Genomic DNA, 13,490 nt, shown 5'->3' with positions numbered 1-13,490 from the left:
GTCGAAGGTCCTCACTTGCTTTCCTTATTCACCGTGTTGAGCAGGAACTTGCCGATCAGGTCTTCCAGCACCAGCGCGGACTGGGTGTCGCGGATGGTGCCGCCGTCCTTCAGCAACTGGTCGTCGCCACCGACGCTGATGCCGATGTACTTCTCGCCCAGCAGGCCGGCAGTGAGGATGGAAGCGGTGGAATCGGTCGGCAGGTTGTCGACGCGCTTCTCCAGTTCCATGGTGACCCTGCCGGTGTAGCTTTCGCGGTCCAGATCGATGGCGGTGACCTTGCCGATGGTCACACCGGCCATGGTCACTTTTGCTCTGACAGTCAAACCGGCGATATTGTCGAAATGCGCATAGACCTTATAGGTTTCGCTGGCGCCACCGACCGACAGGCCGCTCACGCGCAACGCCAGGAGCAGCAGGGCGAGCAACCCGGCCAGGAGGAACAGGCCGACACCAATTTCCAGGGTGCGGATTTGCATCAGAAATCTCCAAACATCAAGGCGGTCAGGATGAAGTCGAGCCCCAGCACGGCCAGCGAGGCATAGACCACGGTTTTAGTCGTTGCGCGGCTGATCCCTTCGGAGGTCGGCTCGCAGTCATAACCCTGGAACACGGCGATCCAGGTCACCACGAAGGCGAAGACCACGCTTTTCAGCACGCCATTCAGCACATCTTCGGTGAATTCGACACTGTTCTGCATGTTGGCCCAGAAGGAGCCATCGTAGACCCCCAGCCAATCGACGGCGACCATCGCACCGCCCCAGATTCCCACCACGCTGAAGATCATCGCCAGCAACGGCATGGAGATGAAGCCGGCCCAGAGCCGCGGGGCGATGATGTACTTGAGCGGGTCGACGCCGATCATCTCCAGGCTGGAGAGCTGCTCGGTGGACTTCATGTTGCCGATCTCGGCCGCCAGCGCGGAACCGGCACGCCCGGCGAACAGCAGCGCGGTGACCACGGGTCCCAGCTCACGCAGCAAGGTCAGCGCGACCATCTGGCCGACCGCCTGCTCGGAGCCGTACTCCACCAGGATGTTGTAGCCCTGCAAGGCCAGCACCATGCCGATGAAGACACCGGACACGACGATGATCGGCAGCGACAGCACGCCGACGAAATACAGTTGCTTGACCAGCAGCTGGAAACCCGCGCCGGTGCCGGTACGGCCGAACAGCGCACGCAGCAGGAACAGGGTGGAACGGCCCAGCGCCTCGACGACGTCCAGGCCGGCACGCCCGAGCAGGCGGATGCGCTCGAGCGGAGACTTCTTGCGCATCAACGCTCTCCCAGCAAATCGTTGCGGTAATCGGGTGCCGGGAAGTGAAAGGGCACCGGCCCGTCGGGGATGCCTTTCATGAACTGGCGGATCCTCGGGTTATCCGACTCCATGAGCTCGGCGGGGGTCCCCTGCCCCAGCACCTGGGCATCCCCCACCACATAGATGTAGTCGGCGATGCTGGCGGTTTCCGCCAGGTCATGGGAGACCACGATGCTGGTGATGCCCAGGGCATCGTTGAGGAGGCGGATGAGCCGCACCAGTACGCCCATGGCGATGGGGTCCTGACCGACGAAAGGCTCGTCGTACATGAGGATCTGTGGGTCCAGTGCGATGGCGCGGGCCAGGGCCACACGGCGCTTCATGCCACCGGAGAGTTCGTCGGGCATCAGGTCGATGGCGCCGCGCAGGCCGACCGCCTGCAGCTTCATCAGGACAATGTCACGAATCATTTCCTCGGGCAGCTTGGTATGCACCCGAAGCGGGAAGGCGACGTTCTCGAACACATCGAGATCGGTGAACAGCGCACCGCTCTGGAACAGCACGCCGAACTGCTTGCGCATGTCGAACAGGTCGGCCCGGGACAGCGTCGGCAGGTTCTGACCGTTGACCCAGACCTCTCCAGCCGCTGGCTTGAGCTGCGCGGCGATGAGGCGCAGCAGGGTGGTCTTGCCACAGCCGGACGGCCCCATGATCCCGGTGACCTTGCCACGCGGGATACGGATATCGACGTTCTGGAAAATACTGCGTGTGCCGCGATTGAAGGTGACGCCCTTCAACTCGACGGCGTAAGCGTTATCAGCGCTCATCTGTACTCCTTGCGATGCGGCCATCCCTGCTGAAGACGTCGCCTCCGGCAGCCGGGACACGATGCCTGAGGGGTGGCCGAACAGGCGGCGAACTATAGCATCGCAGCACAATGCCACCCAAGGCCGCAGCGCCCCATTGTTCAGGCCTGAGACAGGTTTCTCCACCGGGGCATGCAATGAAGGGTGAGCGAACGACTCTTTGCCGGTATAATCCCCGCCTTTTCCTCGGCAACTGCACTCTCGACATGAGCCAGTCCAGCGATCTGATCCAATCCGCACACCGCACCATCCGCCTGGAACGTGAAGCCATCGACACCCTGCTCGGCAGGATCGACGCCGACTTCGTCCGTGCCTGCGAGCTGATCCTCGCCTGCAAGGGCCGCGTGGTGGTGGTGGGCATGGGCAAGTCCGGCCACATCGGCAAGAAGGTCGCCGCGACCCTGGCCAGCACCGGCACACCCGCCTTCTTCGTCCACCCCGCCGAGGCCAGCCACGGCGACATGGGCATGATCACCCCGGACGATGTGGTGCTGGCCCTGTCGAACTCGGGCTCCACCGCCGAGATCGTCACCCTGCTGCCCCTGATCAAGCGCCTCGGCATCACCCTCATCAGCATGACCGGCAACCCGCAGTCTCCGCTGGCCAAGGCCGCCGAAGCCAATCTCGACGCCCGCGTCGAGCACGAAGCCTGCCCGCTGAACCTGGCCCCGACCTCCTCCACCACCGCATCGCTGGTACTGGGCGACGCCCTGGCCATCGCCCTGCTGGAGGCCCGTGGGTTCACCGCCGAGGACTTCGCCTTCTCCCATCCCGGTGGCGCCCTGGGCCGCCGCCTGCTGCTGAAGGTCGAGAGCATCATGCACGGCGGCGACAGCCTGCCCCGCGTCGAGCGCGGCACCTCGCTGCGCGATGCGCTGCTGGAAATGACCCGCAAGGGCCTGGGCATGACCGCCGTGCTGGAAACCGACGGCAGGCTGGCCGGGATCTTCACCGACGGCGACCTGCGCCGCACCCTGGACAAGGGCGTGGACGTGCGCCAGGCCAGCATCGACGACGTGATGACGGCACACGGCAAGACCGTGCGGGCCGAGATGCTCGCCGCCGAAGCCCTGAAGATCATGGACGACCACAAGATCAACGTACTGGTGGTGGTGGACGACAACGACACCCCCATCGGCGCCCTGCACATCCACGACCTGACCCGCGCCGGGGTGATCTGAATGAGCGACGACCTGCTGCAACGCGCCAAGGGCATCCGCCTGGCGGTCTTCGACGTCGATGGCGTACTCACCGACGGCAAGCTCTACTTCCTGGTCGACGGCAGCGAATTCAAGACCTTCAATACCCTGGATGGCCACGGCATCAAGATGCTGATCAACTCCGGCGTACGCACCGCGATCATCTCCGGCCGCAGCACCCCGGTGGTCGAGCGCCGCGCCCGCAACCTCGGCATCCAGCACCTCTACCAAGGCCGCGAGGACAAGATGGTGGTGCTCGACGAACTGCTCGCGGAGCTGGGCCTGGACTACCAGCAGGTCGCCTACCTCGGCGATGACCTGCCCGACCTGCCGGTTATCCGCCGCGTCGGCCTGGGCATGGCCGTCGCCAGCGCCGATGGCTTCGTCCGCCAGCACGCCCACGGCACCACCCGGGCACGCGGTGGCGAAGGCGCCGCACGCGAATTCTGCGAACTGATCATGCGCGCCCAGGGCAGCCTCGACGCTGCACAGGCCGCCTACCTCTAGGTCCGGAACATGTCGAAGAACTTCCGCCTCGCCCTGATCCTGATCCCGGTCGCCGCCCTGCTGATCGCGCTGGGCTACTGGAACATCCGCCCGGAAAGCTTCATGGAGCGCCAGGCCAGCGCACAGGCGGACGAGAACGCCATCGACTTCTACGTGGTCAATGCCTCCAGCGTGCAGTACCAGGAAGACGGCAAACGTCACTACGAGATGACCGCCGCCAAGCTGGAACACGTCAAGGCCAGCGACGTGACGCTGCTGACCAATCCGGACCTGCAGCTCTACCGCGGCACCGAATTCCCCTGGCACGTGCAGAGCGAGCACGGCGAGGTCGGCCCCGAAGGCGAGCAAGTGGAACTGATCGACAAGGTCCGCGTGGCGCGCACCGATGCCAAGGGCCGGCCGACCATTCTCACCACCAGCCGCCTGACCGTGTTCCCGGACAAGCAATATGCGGAAACCCAGCAAGCCGTTAGAATCGACGCCGCCAACGGGGTTACCACGGCACAAGGAATGAAAGCGTACTTGAATGACAGCAGGATGATCCTGCAGTCCAACGTAAGAGGCCAGCATGAGGTTCGTTAAAACCCTCCCCCTACTGCTCAGCCTGGGTGCCGCACTCGGAAGTGCCAGCGCCTGGGCGCTGCCCAGCGACCGTGATCAGCCGATCCGGGTCCAGGCCGACAGCGCCGAACTCGACGACAAGCAAGGCGTGGCGGTCTATCGCGGTGATGTCGTGATCACCCAGGGCACCCTGAAGATCACCGGCGACACCGTGACCATCACCCAGAACGCCCAGGGCGAACTGGAGGTCTTCACCTCGGTCGGCAAACCTGCCTACTACGAGCAGAAGCCTGCGGTGGACAAGCAGATCGTCAAAGCCTACGGCATGACCATCCAGTACTTCGCCGCCAACGAGCGCATCGTGCTGATCGACCAGGCCAAGGTGATCCAGGAAGGCAACACCTTCGAAGGCGAGAAGATCGTCTACGACACCCAGCGCCAGATCGTCAACGCGGGTCGCGCCACCGGCACCAATGTCGGCACCCCGCGCCCGCGCATCGACATGGTCATCCAGCCGAAGAAGAAAGAGCAGCAAGCGGGACAAGCACAGTAATGGCGACCCTCAAAGCCCAGCACCTGGCGAAGAGCTACAAGAGCCGCCAGGTGGTACGTGATGTCAGCCTGTCCATCGACAGCGGCCAGATCGTCGGCCTGCTCGGCCCCAACGGCGCCGGCAAGACCACCTGTTTCTACATGATCGTGGGCCTGGTGAAGGCCGACCAGGGCCGCGTACTGATCGATCAGCAGGACGTCACCCACCAGCCCATGCACGGCCGCGCCCGCGCCGGCATCGGCTACCTGCCTCAGGAAGCCTCGATCTTCCGCAAGCTCAGCGTGGCCGACAACATCATGGCCATCCTCGAGACCCGCAAGGAACTCGACCGCGCCGGCCGCCATCGCGAGCTGGAGAGCCTGCTCCAGGAATTCCACATCAGCCACATCCGCGACAGCATCGGCATGAGCCTGTCCGGTGGTGAGCGCCGCCGCGTCGAGATCGCCCGCGCCCTGGCCACCGCCCCCAAGTTCATCCTGCTCGACGAACCCTTTGCCGGTGTCGACCCCATCTCCGTGGGCGACATCAAGCAGATCATCCACCACCTCAAGGCGAAGGGGATCGGCGTGCTGATCACCGACCACAACGTCCGCGAGACCCTGGATATCTGCGAAACCGCCTACATCGTGAATGACGGCCAACTCATCGCCGAAGGCAGTGCGGAAGAGATCCTGGCCAACCAGTTGGTCAAGGAAGTCTACCTGGGGCACGAATTCCGCCTCTGAAGGCCAGCCCTGCACGCAGAAGTTGCGAGCAGTAGAAAAATCATTCAAGGTCAGGCATATAATTTGCTTCCTGGTGGCGCCTCGGCGCCCTGTAGTGGATGGCGCATGCGCGCCGGCGAATAAGGTGCTAAGCCCCCTGCCATGAAACCATCGCTAGTCCTGAAGATGGGCCAGCAGCTGACGATGACTCCGCAGCTGCAACAGGCCATCCGCCTACTCCAACTGTCCACCCTGGATCTGCAGCAGGAAATCCAGGAGGCGCTGGAGTCCAATCCCATGCTTGAACGCCAGGAGGAAGGAGAGGACTTCGACAACTCCGACCCCATGGCCGAAAGCGAGCAGCAGCCCAACTCGGCCAGCCAGGAATCCAGCTTCCAGGAATCCAGCGTCCCCACTTCCGAGAACGAGAGCCTCGAAGACGGGGAATGGCACGAGCGCATCCCCAGCGAGCTGCCCGTCGACACCGCCTGGGAAGACGTCTACCAGACCAGCGCCAGCAGCCTGCCCAGCTCGGACGACGACGAGTGGGATTTCACCTCCCGCACCTCGGTCGGCGAGAGCCTGCAGAGCCACCTGCTGTGGCAGCTCAACCTGGCGCCCATGTCCGATACCGATCGCCTGATCGGCGTCACCCTCATCGACTGCATCAACAATGACGGCTATCTGGAGGAAACCCTCGAGGAAGTCGTGGAAGCCTTCGACCCCGAACTCGAGGTCGAGCTCGACGAAGTCGAGGTTGTCCTGCGTCGTATCCAGCAGTTCGAGCCGGCGGGTGTGGGCGCTCGCGACCTGCGCGAATGCCTGCTCCTGCAACTGCGCCAGTTGCCGCCCAAGACTCCCTGGCTGAGCGAAGCGCAGCGCCTGGCGGGCGACTATCTCGACCTGCTGGGCAGTCGCGACTACAGCCAGCTGATGCGCCGCATGAAGCTCAAGGAAGACGAGCTGCGCCAGGTGATCGAGCTGATCCAGGGCCTCAATCCGCGTCCCGGCTCGCAGATCGAGGCCAGCGAACCCGAATACGTCGTGCCGGATGTCATCGTGCGCAAGCACAACGAACGCTGGCTGGTGGAGCTGAACCAGGAAGCCGTCCCTCGCCTGCGCGTGAACCCGCACTACGCCGGCTTCGTCCGCCGTGCAGACTCGAGCGCCGACAACACCTTCATGCGCAACCAGTTGCAGGAAGCACGCTGGTTCATCAAGAGCCTGCAAAGCCGCAACGAGACCCTGATGAAGGTGGCGACCCAGATCGTCGAGCACCAGCGCGGTTTCCTCGAGTACGGCGACGAGGCGATGAAGCCCCTGGTACTGCATGACATCGCCGAAGCGGTGGGCATGCACGAGTCGACCATTTCGCGCGTCACCACCCAGAAATTCATGCACACCCCCCGTGGCATATACGAGCTGAAATACTTCTTCTCCAGCCACGTCAGCACCTCCGAAGGCGGTGAATGCTCGTCCACCGCCATCCGCGCGATCATCAAGAAACTGGTCGCTGCGGAAAATGCCAAAAAGCCGTTGAGCGACAGCAAGATCGCTGGTTTACTGGAAGCACAGGGTATCCAAGTGGCCCGCCGCACAGTCGCCAAGTACCGGGAATCCCTCGGGATAGCGCCTTCCAGCGAACGCAAGCGGCTGATGTGACGCGGATTGATCCACGCCAAAGTGTTCCGGTGGCAGGCCCGTTAGCCTGTCTCTTACACACGGGCAATAAGGAGAAAGCGGTATGCAAGTCAACATCAGTGGACATCAACTGGATGTGACCGACGCCCTGCGCGACTATGTCGTCGAGAAGTTCGACAGACTGGAGCGCCACTTCGACAAGATCACCAATGTGCAGGTGATCATGCAGGTGGAGAAACTGAAGCAGAAGATCGAAGCCACCCTGCACATCGCCGGTGGTGAGGTCGTGGCCAATGCGGAGCATGAAGACATGTATGCGGCCATCGACCTGCTTACGGACAAACTCGACCGCCAACTGATCAAACACAAGGAAAAGCAGCTGAACCGCCAGCAGGGCGCAACCGCCCGCTGACATTCCCCTTCCTATGATCCGACTTGAGCAAATCCTGACCCCCGGCCGTTCCCTCGTGAACGTGCCGGGCGGCAGCAAAAAACGTGTCCTGGAACAGATCGCCAACCTGGTTGCTCGCGAACTTCCCGACCTCGACTCGCAAGATATCTTCGAAAGCCTGATCGCCCGGGAGAAACTCGGCTCGACAGGTTTCGGCAACGGTATCGCCATCCCCCATTGCCGGCTTCCCGGCTGCGCCGCGCCCATCAGCGCCGTGCTGCGCCTGGAAGCCCCCGTCGACTTCGACGCCATCGACGGCGCCCCGGTGGACCTGCTGTTCGTACTGCTGGTCCCCGAAGCCGCCACCGACGAGCACCTGGAATTGCTCCGCCAGATCGCCAGCATGCTGGACCGCACCGAAGTGCGCGACCGCCTGCGCGTGGCGCAGAGCAGCGACAGCCTGTATCAGGTGGTAGTGGACGTCCAGAACGGACGCTAGGACCTTGCCATGCGCCTGATCATCGTCAGCGGCCGTTCAGGCTCAGGCAAGAGCACCGCCCTCGATGTCCTCGAGGACAACGGCTTCTACTGCATCGACAACCTGCCCGCCGGCCTCCTCCCCGAACTGGCCGAACGCGCCCTGCTGCAGACCGAGCTGCTGCATCCGCAGGTCGCCGTGTCCATCGACGCGCGCAACCTGCCCAGCCAGCTCAAGCGCTTCCCCGAATTGCTCGAAGAGGCCCGCGCGCGCCATATCCAGTGCGACGTGCTGTACCTGGACGCGGATGACGAGACCCTGCTCAAGCGCTTCTCCGAAACCCGCCGGCGACACCCGCTGACCAACGAGGACCGCTCCCTGGCCGAAGCCATCCTCGACGAGTCGAAGCTGCTCGCGCCCATTTCGGACCTGGCCGATCTGAAGATCGACACCACCCACCTCAACCTCTACCAGCTGCGCGACAGCATCAAGCTGCGCCTGCTGAACAAGCCCGAACCGGGAACCGCCTTCCTCGTCGAATCCTTCGGTTTCAAACGCGGCATGCCGGTCGACGCCGACCTGGTGTTCGACGTGCGCTGCCTGCCCAACCCCTACTGGAAGCCCGAGCTGCGCGACCACTCCGGCCAGGATGCCGTCGTCGCCGAATACCTGGCCGCCCAGCCGGATGTCGAGGAGATGTACCAGGACATCCTCGGCTACCTGAACAAATGGCTGCCGCGCTTCGCCGCCAGCAACCGCGCCTATGTCACCGTCGCCATCGGCTGCACCGGCGGCCACCACCGCTCCGTGTACCTGGCCGAACGCCTCGGGCAGGCACTCAAACCCAACCTGAAGAACGTCCAGGTTCGCCACCGCGACCTCAGTTAAAGGATCCCCGCCGCGATGCCAGCCTGCGAAATCACCATCATCAACAAACTGGGGCTGCATGCCCGTGCCGCCGCCAAGTTCGTCGGCGTCGCCGGCCGCTATCCCTGCCAGATCCGCGTCGGTCGCAACCCGGAAAGCCTGGTGGACGGCAAGAGCATCATGGCCGTGATGATGCTCGCCGCAGGCAAGGGCACCTCCATCCACCTGCACACCGAAGGCGAGCAGGACGACGATGCGCTCAACGCGTTGATCGAACTGATCAACAATCGCTTCGACGAAGGCGAGTGAAGACAGGCCTCGCCCCAGCGGCGCCAGGCACGCAGAGCAAGCGGACACACCGCCGCGCGACGCCTCCCTGCGTCGCCGCGTGAAGCATCGGCCGATCAGGCCAGCGCCGTATCCAGCATCATCATCAGACAGAAGCCCGCCGCCAGCCCCAGGCTCGCTGCGGTCTCATGTCCCTTGCGGTGGCACTCCGGAATGATTTCGTGGGTCACCGCGAACAGCATCGCTCCAGCCGCCAAGGCCAGGCCCCAGGGCAACAGCAACACCGACACCTGCACCAGCCAGGCGCAAAGCAACGCGAACAGCGGCTCGACCAACCCGGATGCCGCGCCGATCAGCATCGCCCTGCCCCGTGACATACCCGCCCCCGCCAATACCAGGGAAATGATCAGCCCCTCCGGCAGGTCCTGCAGCGCGATGCCCAATGCCAGGCTGTCCGCACCCGCCAGCCCGGCGCCCGCGGCCACCCCCACGGCCATGCCCTCGGGGATGTTGTGCAGGACGATGGCGATGACGAATAACAGGATGCGCGGCGCCAGCACCAGGCGATCGGTTCGCGTGTCGACCTCCAGCGGCCGCTCCGGCAACAGCCTGCCAAGGCCGAACAATGCGCTGGCTCCCAGCAACAGGCCGAGGCTCATCAGGAACCCCGCCGACCAGCGGGAGAAGCCCAGTTGCCCGGCAGCCTCGAGGCCTGGGATCAGCAACGAGAACACCGTCGCCGCCAGCATCACGCCGGCACCGAAACCCAGCAGGGCGTCGGAGGTACGCGCCGAGATGCTGCGCATGAACAGCACCGGCAAGGTCCCGACAGCGGTGCCCAACGCACACAGCGCGCCCGACTTCAGGGCATGCCAAAGATGGGGCTCCAGCGCACGCTCGGCCTCCAGCACCGCCTGCCAGGACAGCAGCACGCAACCGGCGAGCATCACACAGAGCCCCAGGACCTGGCGCAGGGAAAGCCCGCTCGGCAGCAGGGGCAGCATGGCGCCCCGGGCGGGCGTGTGCAGGTGCCCTTCGACGCCCAGGCCGTGCATGTCGGGTTCGGGCATCAGGCCATCGCCTCACGGTATCGACGATCGACTTCGGCCCAGTCGATGACGTTGTAGAACGCACCGATGTATTCGGGGCGTCGGTTCTGGTAGCGCAGGTAATAGGCGTGCTCCCAGACGTCCAGCCCGAGGATCGGTACGTGCCCCTTCATCAGCGGGCTGTCCTGGTTGCCACTGCTCTCCACCACCAGGCGCTTGTCCGGCGTCACGCTGAGCCAGGCCCAGCCACTGCCGAAACGCGTCAGCGCCGCCTTGGTGAAGGCTTCCTTGAAGGCGACGAACCCGCCCAGCTCGGCCTCGATGGCCGTCCGTACCGTGCCGTGGGGCTGGCCGCCGCCACTGGGTGACATCACGGTCCAGAACAACGAATGGTTGGCATGGCCGCCGCCGTTGTTGATCACCGCAGCGCGCAGCGGCTCGGGCACCTCGGCCAGGCGCCGCAGCAGCGACTCCACCGGCAGTTGCCCGAGGGGGTTGCCCTCCAGCGCGGCGTTGAGGTTGTTGATATAGGCCTGGTGGTGCTTGCCGTGATGGATCTCCATGGTCTGCGCGTCGATGTGCGGCTCCAGGGCGTCGTAGGCGTAGGGCAGCGTGGGCAGGCTGTAGGTCATGGTCGGGTCCTCATTCAGTGGTAGTAGCGGCTGCGGGCAAGGTGCGGCGTCTCCCGCGACGAGTGCCCAGGGGCGATGCCGAGCAGGCGATCGGTGCGGGGATAGGCGCCGTGCTCCTGGATGAACTGCAACAGGCTGCCGTAGGTGCAGCGGCTGTGGCGCAAGGCGACGTCGCGCAATGTCTCGGGCAGGCCTGGATCGCGCAGCACCTGCAACAGGCGCTCGTGGCAGGCGCAGAGGTTCTCGGCGGTCTCCTCCGGCTGCCCGAGCATCAGGTGCAGGTCGGCCAGGTTGTGGTGCGAGACCACGAACGCCGCCACCGCCTGGTCCGGGTCGGGCCAGCGCTCGAGGAGCATCTGCGCCTGGGCCAGGGCCTGCAGGTAGCGCTCGCGCGCCTCGATCCATTCACCGGCACGGAAGCAGTGGTTGCCTGCCTCGATGGTTCGTTTCCAGTACTCCATCGGCCACCTCCGGGTGGGCGAAGGGCGCCGCCTGCGTGGCACCCGGGTCGCGGCTAGAGGCCGCCCTCGGTGAGCTTCTCCGGGTCGAGCAGCTTTTCCAGTTCGGCACGGCCGAGGTCGGTGTTCTCCTGGGCCACGTCGATCACCGCCCTGCCCTCGCGGTACGCCTGCTTGGCGATCTCGGCGGCCTTGAGGTAGCCGATGATCGGGTTGAGCGCAGTGACCAGGATCGGGTTGCGCGACAGCGCCTCGTCCAGCTTCGGCTGATTGACGCGGAAGCTCGCCACCGCGCGGTCGGCCAGCAACCGGCTGCTGCTCGACAGCAGCTGGATGCTGTTCAGCAGGTTGTGAGCGATGACCGGCAGCATCACGTTCAGCTCGAAGTTGCCCGACTGCCCGGCGACCGTGATCGCCGCGTCATTGCCGATCACCTGGGCGGCGACCATGGCCGTGGCTTCGGGGATCACCGGGTTGACCTTGCCCGGCATGATCGAGGAGCCCGGCTGCAACGCCTCCAGCTCGATCTCGGCCAGGCCCGCCAGCGGACCGGAGTTCATCCAGCGCAGGTCGTTGGCGATCTTCATCAGCGTCACCGCCACGGTCTTCAACTGGCCGGACAGGGCCACCGCGGTGTCCTGGGAGCCGATCAGGGCGAAGAAGTTGCTGCCCGGGGTGAATTGCAGGCCGGTCAGCAGGTTCAGCTCGGAACAGAAGCGCTCGGCGAAGCGCGGGTGCGCATTGATCCCGGTGCCGACGGCGGTACCACCCTGTGCCAGTTGCTGCAGGCTCGGCATCAGCGCACGCAGGTGCTCGATGTTGCTTTGCACCTGCTGGGCCCAGCCATCGAGCACCTGGCTCATGCGCACCGGCATGGCGTCCATCAGGTGGGTGCGGCCGGTCTTCACGTAGGGGCGAACATCAAGGGACTTCTCGCAGAGCACCTTGAGCAGGTGACCGAGGGCGGGCAGCAGGCGCTCGCTCAACTCGATGGCCGCGCTGGCGTGGATGCTCGACGGGATGATGTCGTTGCTGCTTTGCCCGCAGTTGACGTGGTCGTTGGGGCTGACCTGCTCCGCCAGCAGGCGGCTGGCCAGGGTGGCGATCACCTCGTTGGCGTTCATGTTGGTACTGGTGCCCGAGCCGGTCTGGAACACATCCACCGGGAAGTGCGCCATGAAATCACCGGCCAGCAACTCCTGGCAGGCGCCGACGATGGCATCGCCCATCGCCGGGCCGATCTGCTCCAGGTCGACGTTGGCCCGCGCGGCAGCCGCCTTGGCGAGAATCAACGCGCGGATGAAGGCTGCCGGCATGCGCTGTCCGGAAACCGGGAAGTTGTTCACCGCCCGTTGGGTTTGGGCCCCGTAGAGCGCCTTGGCGGGGACCGCCAGCTCGCCCATGCTGTCGCGTTCGATTCGGGTGTCAGTCACGCTGTATGTCCTTCTTCCGGTTCGATGAAGCTCAGGGATGGCGCCAGGCGAAGGGTCGCCAGGCGCCGCTGCAGGCCGAGCAGGCGCTGGCGACGCGACGGGTCGCGGGCCAGAGGACGCAGGGCTTGCAGGGGTAGGTAGGCGTGGTCGAGGCACAGGCAGCGCCAATGCCAGGGCAGGGCGCGGTCGGTCGCGCTGTCCAGCAGCAGCTGGAAACTGCCTTCGAAGATGCGCCAGGCCGGCAGGCCGTGATGCACCACCAATTCGTGGCCATCGTCGAGAAAACGCATCAATTGGCGCGGGTCGTCCGGTGCCAGGGCACAGCGGATGCGCTGGCCGAGCCAGCGCCAATCGGAGCATGCCTGGGGTTCGTCGAGACGGGGCCGCACTGTGAATCCTCAAATAGAAAATATTCGTATTTGAGAATAATAAACATTATCGACAGTTGCAAAGTGAAAGTGCGTCGGAGGCGGCCCCGCCTCACGTCAGCGGACGCAACCTACGAGATAACGGCTGGCAGATAGGCTGCAAAACACCCAACAGCGCCAATCTCCGGGGCGCATGAAAGTCGTGTCGTCGGGTGTCAGGGAACCTTCGGTGCGGGA

The 13,490-nt window shown here is 64.6% G+C and carries 18 protein-coding genes; 10 read left to right on the top strand and 8 right to left on the bottom strand.

The window, feature by feature from the left end; all coding sequences use genetic code 11:
* Positions 1–11: 11 nt before the first annotated feature.
* From mlaD to PHLH3_RS05970, 3 genes are read right to left on the bottom strand one after another with little or no spacing between them, the layout of a single operon-like run.
* Positions 12–479: an outer membrane lipid asymmetry maintenance protein MlaD gene (gene mlaD, locus PHLH3_RS05980; protein WP_021217841.1), complete on the bottom strand. Its 468-nt coding sequence runs from the start codon at positions 477–479 to the stop codon at positions 12–14.
* Entirely contained in the window at positions 479–1,276 is a 798-nt protein-coding gene (gene mlaE / locus PHLH3_RS05975; protein ID WP_111262495.1) for a lipid asymmetry maintenance ABC transporter permease subunit MlaE, read from the bottom strand. The genes mlaD and mlaE overlap by 1 nt, the downstream gene beginning before the upstream one ends.
* The gene (locus PHLH3_RS05970; RefSeq protein WP_111262496.1) at positions 1,276–2,085 is read right to left on the bottom strand and encodes an ABC transporter ATP-binding protein; all 810 of its coding nucleotides are present in this window, start codon (positions 2,083–2,085) and stop codon (positions 1,276–1,278) included. Before PHLH3_RS05970 ends, mlaE begins: the two co-directional genes overlap by 1 nt.
* 245 nt (positions 2,086–2,330) lie before the next feature.
* On the opposite strand from PHLH3_RS05970, the gene PHLH3_RS05965 reads away from it, so the two are divergent.
* The 10 genes from PHLH3_RS05965 to PHLH3_RS05920 all read left to right on the top strand — a co-directional run bounded on the left by PHLH3_RS05965 (position 2,331) and on the right by PHLH3_RS05920 (position 9,334).
* Positions 2,331–3,305 (top strand): KpsF/GutQ family sugar-phosphate isomerase, encoded by a 975-nt coding sequence (locus PHLH3_RS05965; RefSeq protein ID WP_213628562.1) that lies wholly within the window; start codon positions 2,331–2,333, stop codon positions 3,303–3,305.
* Entirely contained in the window at positions 3,306–3,830 is a 525-nt protein-coding gene (locus tag PHLH3_RS05960; RefSeq protein ID WP_213628561.1) for an HAD family hydrolase, read from the top strand. It abuts the gene before it with no gap.
* 9 nt (positions 3,831–3,839) lie between these two features.
* Positions 3,840–4,412, top strand: a complete 573-nt coding sequence (gene lptC / locus PHLH3_RS05955) for an LPS export ABC transporter periplasmic protein LptC (protein ID WP_213628560.1) — start codon at positions 3,840–3,842, stop codon at positions 4,410–4,412.
* Positions 4,399–4,944, top strand: coding sequence for a lipopolysaccharide transport periplasmic protein LptA (lptA, locus tag PHLH3_RS05950; protein ID WP_111262500.1), 546 nt, complete (start codon positions 4,399–4,401; stop codon positions 4,942–4,944). Before lptC ends, lptA begins: the two co-directional genes overlap by 14 nt.
* Positions 4,944–5,669, top strand: coding sequence for an LPS export ABC transporter ATP-binding protein (gene lptB, locus PHLH3_RS05945; RefSeq protein ID WP_021217834.1), 726 nt, complete (start codon positions 4,944–4,946; stop codon positions 5,667–5,669). Before lptA ends, lptB begins: the two co-directional genes overlap by 1 nt.
* 141 nt (positions 5,670–5,810) lie before the next feature.
* Positions 5,811–7,310, top strand: coding sequence for an RNA polymerase factor sigma-54 (locus PHLH3_RS05940; RefSeq protein WP_213628559.1), 1,500 nt, complete (start codon positions 5,811–5,813; stop codon positions 7,308–7,310).
* Between the two features lie 82 nt (positions 7,311–7,392).
* On the top strand, positions 7,393–7,701 hold the full coding sequence (raiA, locus tag PHLH3_RS05935) for a ribosome-associated translation inhibitor RaiA (RefSeq protein ID WP_021217832.1): 309 nt from the start codon (positions 7,393–7,395) through the stop codon (positions 7,699–7,701).
* A gap of 13 nt (positions 7,702–7,714) precedes the next feature.
* Positions 7,715–8,179, top strand: coding sequence for a PTS IIA-like nitrogen regulatory protein PtsN (ptsN, locus tag PHLH3_RS05930; protein ID WP_111262502.1), 465 nt, complete (start codon positions 7,715–7,717; stop codon positions 8,177–8,179).
* Positions 8,180–8,188: 9 nt separating this feature from the next.
* Positions 8,189–9,046, top strand: a complete 858-nt coding sequence (gene rapZ / locus PHLH3_RS05925; protein ID WP_173173210.1) for an RNase adapter RapZ — start codon at positions 8,189–8,191, stop codon at positions 9,044–9,046.
* 15 nt (positions 9,047–9,061) lie between these two features.
* Positions 9,062–9,334, top strand: a complete 273-nt coding sequence (locus PHLH3_RS05920; protein WP_213628558.1) for an HPr family phosphocarrier protein — start codon at positions 9,062–9,064, stop codon at positions 9,332–9,334.
* A gap of 95 nt (positions 9,335–9,429) precedes the next feature.
* Here the strand turns inward: PHLH3_RS05920 and PHLH3_RS05915 are convergent, their stop codons facing one another.
* The 5 genes from PHLH3_RS05915 to PHLH3_RS05895 all read right to left on the bottom strand — a co-directional run bounded on the left by PHLH3_RS05915 (position 9,430) and on the right by PHLH3_RS05895 (position 13,274).
* Complete coding sequence (locus PHLH3_RS05915; RefSeq protein WP_213630427.1) at positions 9,430–10,317, bottom strand: ZIP family metal transporter; 888 nt, start codon at positions 10,315–10,317, stop codon at positions 9,430–9,432.
* A 65-nt stretch (positions 10,318–10,382) separates the two neighbouring features.
* Positions 10,383–10,994, bottom strand: a complete 612-nt coding sequence (locus PHLH3_RS05910; RefSeq protein ID WP_213628557.1) for a superoxide dismutase — start codon at positions 10,992–10,994, stop codon at positions 10,383–10,385.
* 14 nt (positions 10,995–11,008) lie between these two features.
* The gene (locus tag PHLH3_RS05905; RefSeq protein WP_213628556.1) at positions 11,009–11,455 is read right to left on the bottom strand and encodes a tetratricopeptide repeat protein; all 447 of its coding nucleotides are present in this window, start codon (positions 11,453–11,455) and stop codon (positions 11,009–11,011) included.
* Positions 11,456–11,508: 53 nt separating this feature from the next.
* A complete protein-coding gene (gene fumC, locus PHLH3_RS05900) occupies positions 11,509–12,885 on the bottom strand; it encodes a class II fumarate hydratase FumC (protein ID WP_213628555.1) in 1,377 nt (458 codons plus the stop codon).
* Positions 12,882–13,274: a FagA protein gene (locus PHLH3_RS05895; RefSeq protein WP_213628554.1), complete on the bottom strand. Its 393-nt coding sequence runs from the start codon at positions 13,272–13,274 to the stop codon at positions 12,882–12,884. The genes fumC and PHLH3_RS05895 overlap by 4 nt, the downstream gene beginning before the upstream one ends.
* Positions 13,275–13,490: the final 216 nt, after the last annotated feature.

The sequence above is a fragment of the Pseudomonas sp. Pc102 genome, assembly GCF_018408275.1.
Lineage (GTDB): Bacteria > Pseudomonadota > Gammaproteobacteria > Pseudomonadales > Pseudomonadaceae > Metapseudomonas > Metapseudomonas tohonis.
The sequence above is the reverse complement of the archived record's forward strand: the minus strand, read 5'-3'. Positions and strand labels throughout refer to the sequence as shown.

Coding starts and splice junctions, on each gene's coding strand:
- mlaD (WP_021217841.1), bottom strand. CDS start 479: ATGCAAATCCGCACCCTGGAAATTGGTGTCGGCCTGTTCCTCCTGGCC.
- mlaE (WP_111262495.1), bottom strand. CDS start 1,276: ATGCGCAAGAAGTCTCCGCTCGAGCGCATCCGCCTGCTCGGGCGTGCC.
- PHLH3_RS05970 (WP_111262496.1), bottom strand. CDS start 2,085: ATGAGCGCTGATAACGCTTACGCCGTCGAGTTGAAGGGCGTCACCTTC.
- PHLH3_RS05965 (WP_213628562.1), top strand. CDS start 2,331: ATGAGCCAGTCCAGCGATCTGATCCAATCCGCACACCGCACCATCCGC.
- PHLH3_RS05960 (WP_213628561.1), top strand. CDS start 3,306: ATGAGCGACGACCTGCTGCAACGCGCCAAGGGCATCCGCCTGGCGGTC.
- lptC (WP_213628560.1), top strand. CDS start 3,840: ATGTCGAAGAACTTCCGCCTCGCCCTGATCCTGATCCCGGTCGCCGCC.
- lptA (WP_111262500.1), top strand. CDS start 4,399: ATGAGGTTCGTTAAAACCCTCCCCCTACTGCTCAGCCTGGGTGCCGCA.
- lptB (WP_021217834.1), top strand. CDS start 4,944: ATGGCGACCCTCAAAGCCCAGCACCTGGCGAAGAGCTACAAGAGCCGC.
- PHLH3_RS05940 (WP_213628559.1), top strand. CDS start 5,811: ATGAAACCATCGCTAGTCCTGAAGATGGGCCAGCAGCTGACGATGACT.
- raiA (WP_021217832.1), top strand. CDS start 7,393: ATGCAAGTCAACATCAGTGGACATCAACTGGATGTGACCGACGCCCTG.
- ptsN (WP_111262502.1), top strand. CDS start 7,715: ATGATCCGACTTGAGCAAATCCTGACCCCCGGCCGTTCCCTCGTGAAC.
- rapZ (WP_173173210.1), top strand. CDS start 8,189: ATGCGCCTGATCATCGTCAGCGGCCGTTCAGGCTCAGGCAAGAGCACC.
- PHLH3_RS05920 (WP_213628558.1), top strand. CDS start 9,062: ATGCCAGCCTGCGAAATCACCATCATCAACAAACTGGGGCTGCATGCC.
- PHLH3_RS05915 (WP_213630427.1), bottom strand. CDS start 10,317: ATGCTGCCCCTGCTGCCGAGCGGGCTTTCCCTGCGCCAGGTCCTGGGG.
- PHLH3_RS05910 (WP_213628557.1), bottom strand. CDS start 10,994: ATGACCTACAGCCTGCCCACGCTGCCCTACGCCTACGACGCCCTGGAG.
- PHLH3_RS05905 (WP_213628556.1), bottom strand. CDS start 11,455: ATGGAGTACTGGAAACGAACCATCGAGGCAGGCAACCACTGCTTCCGT.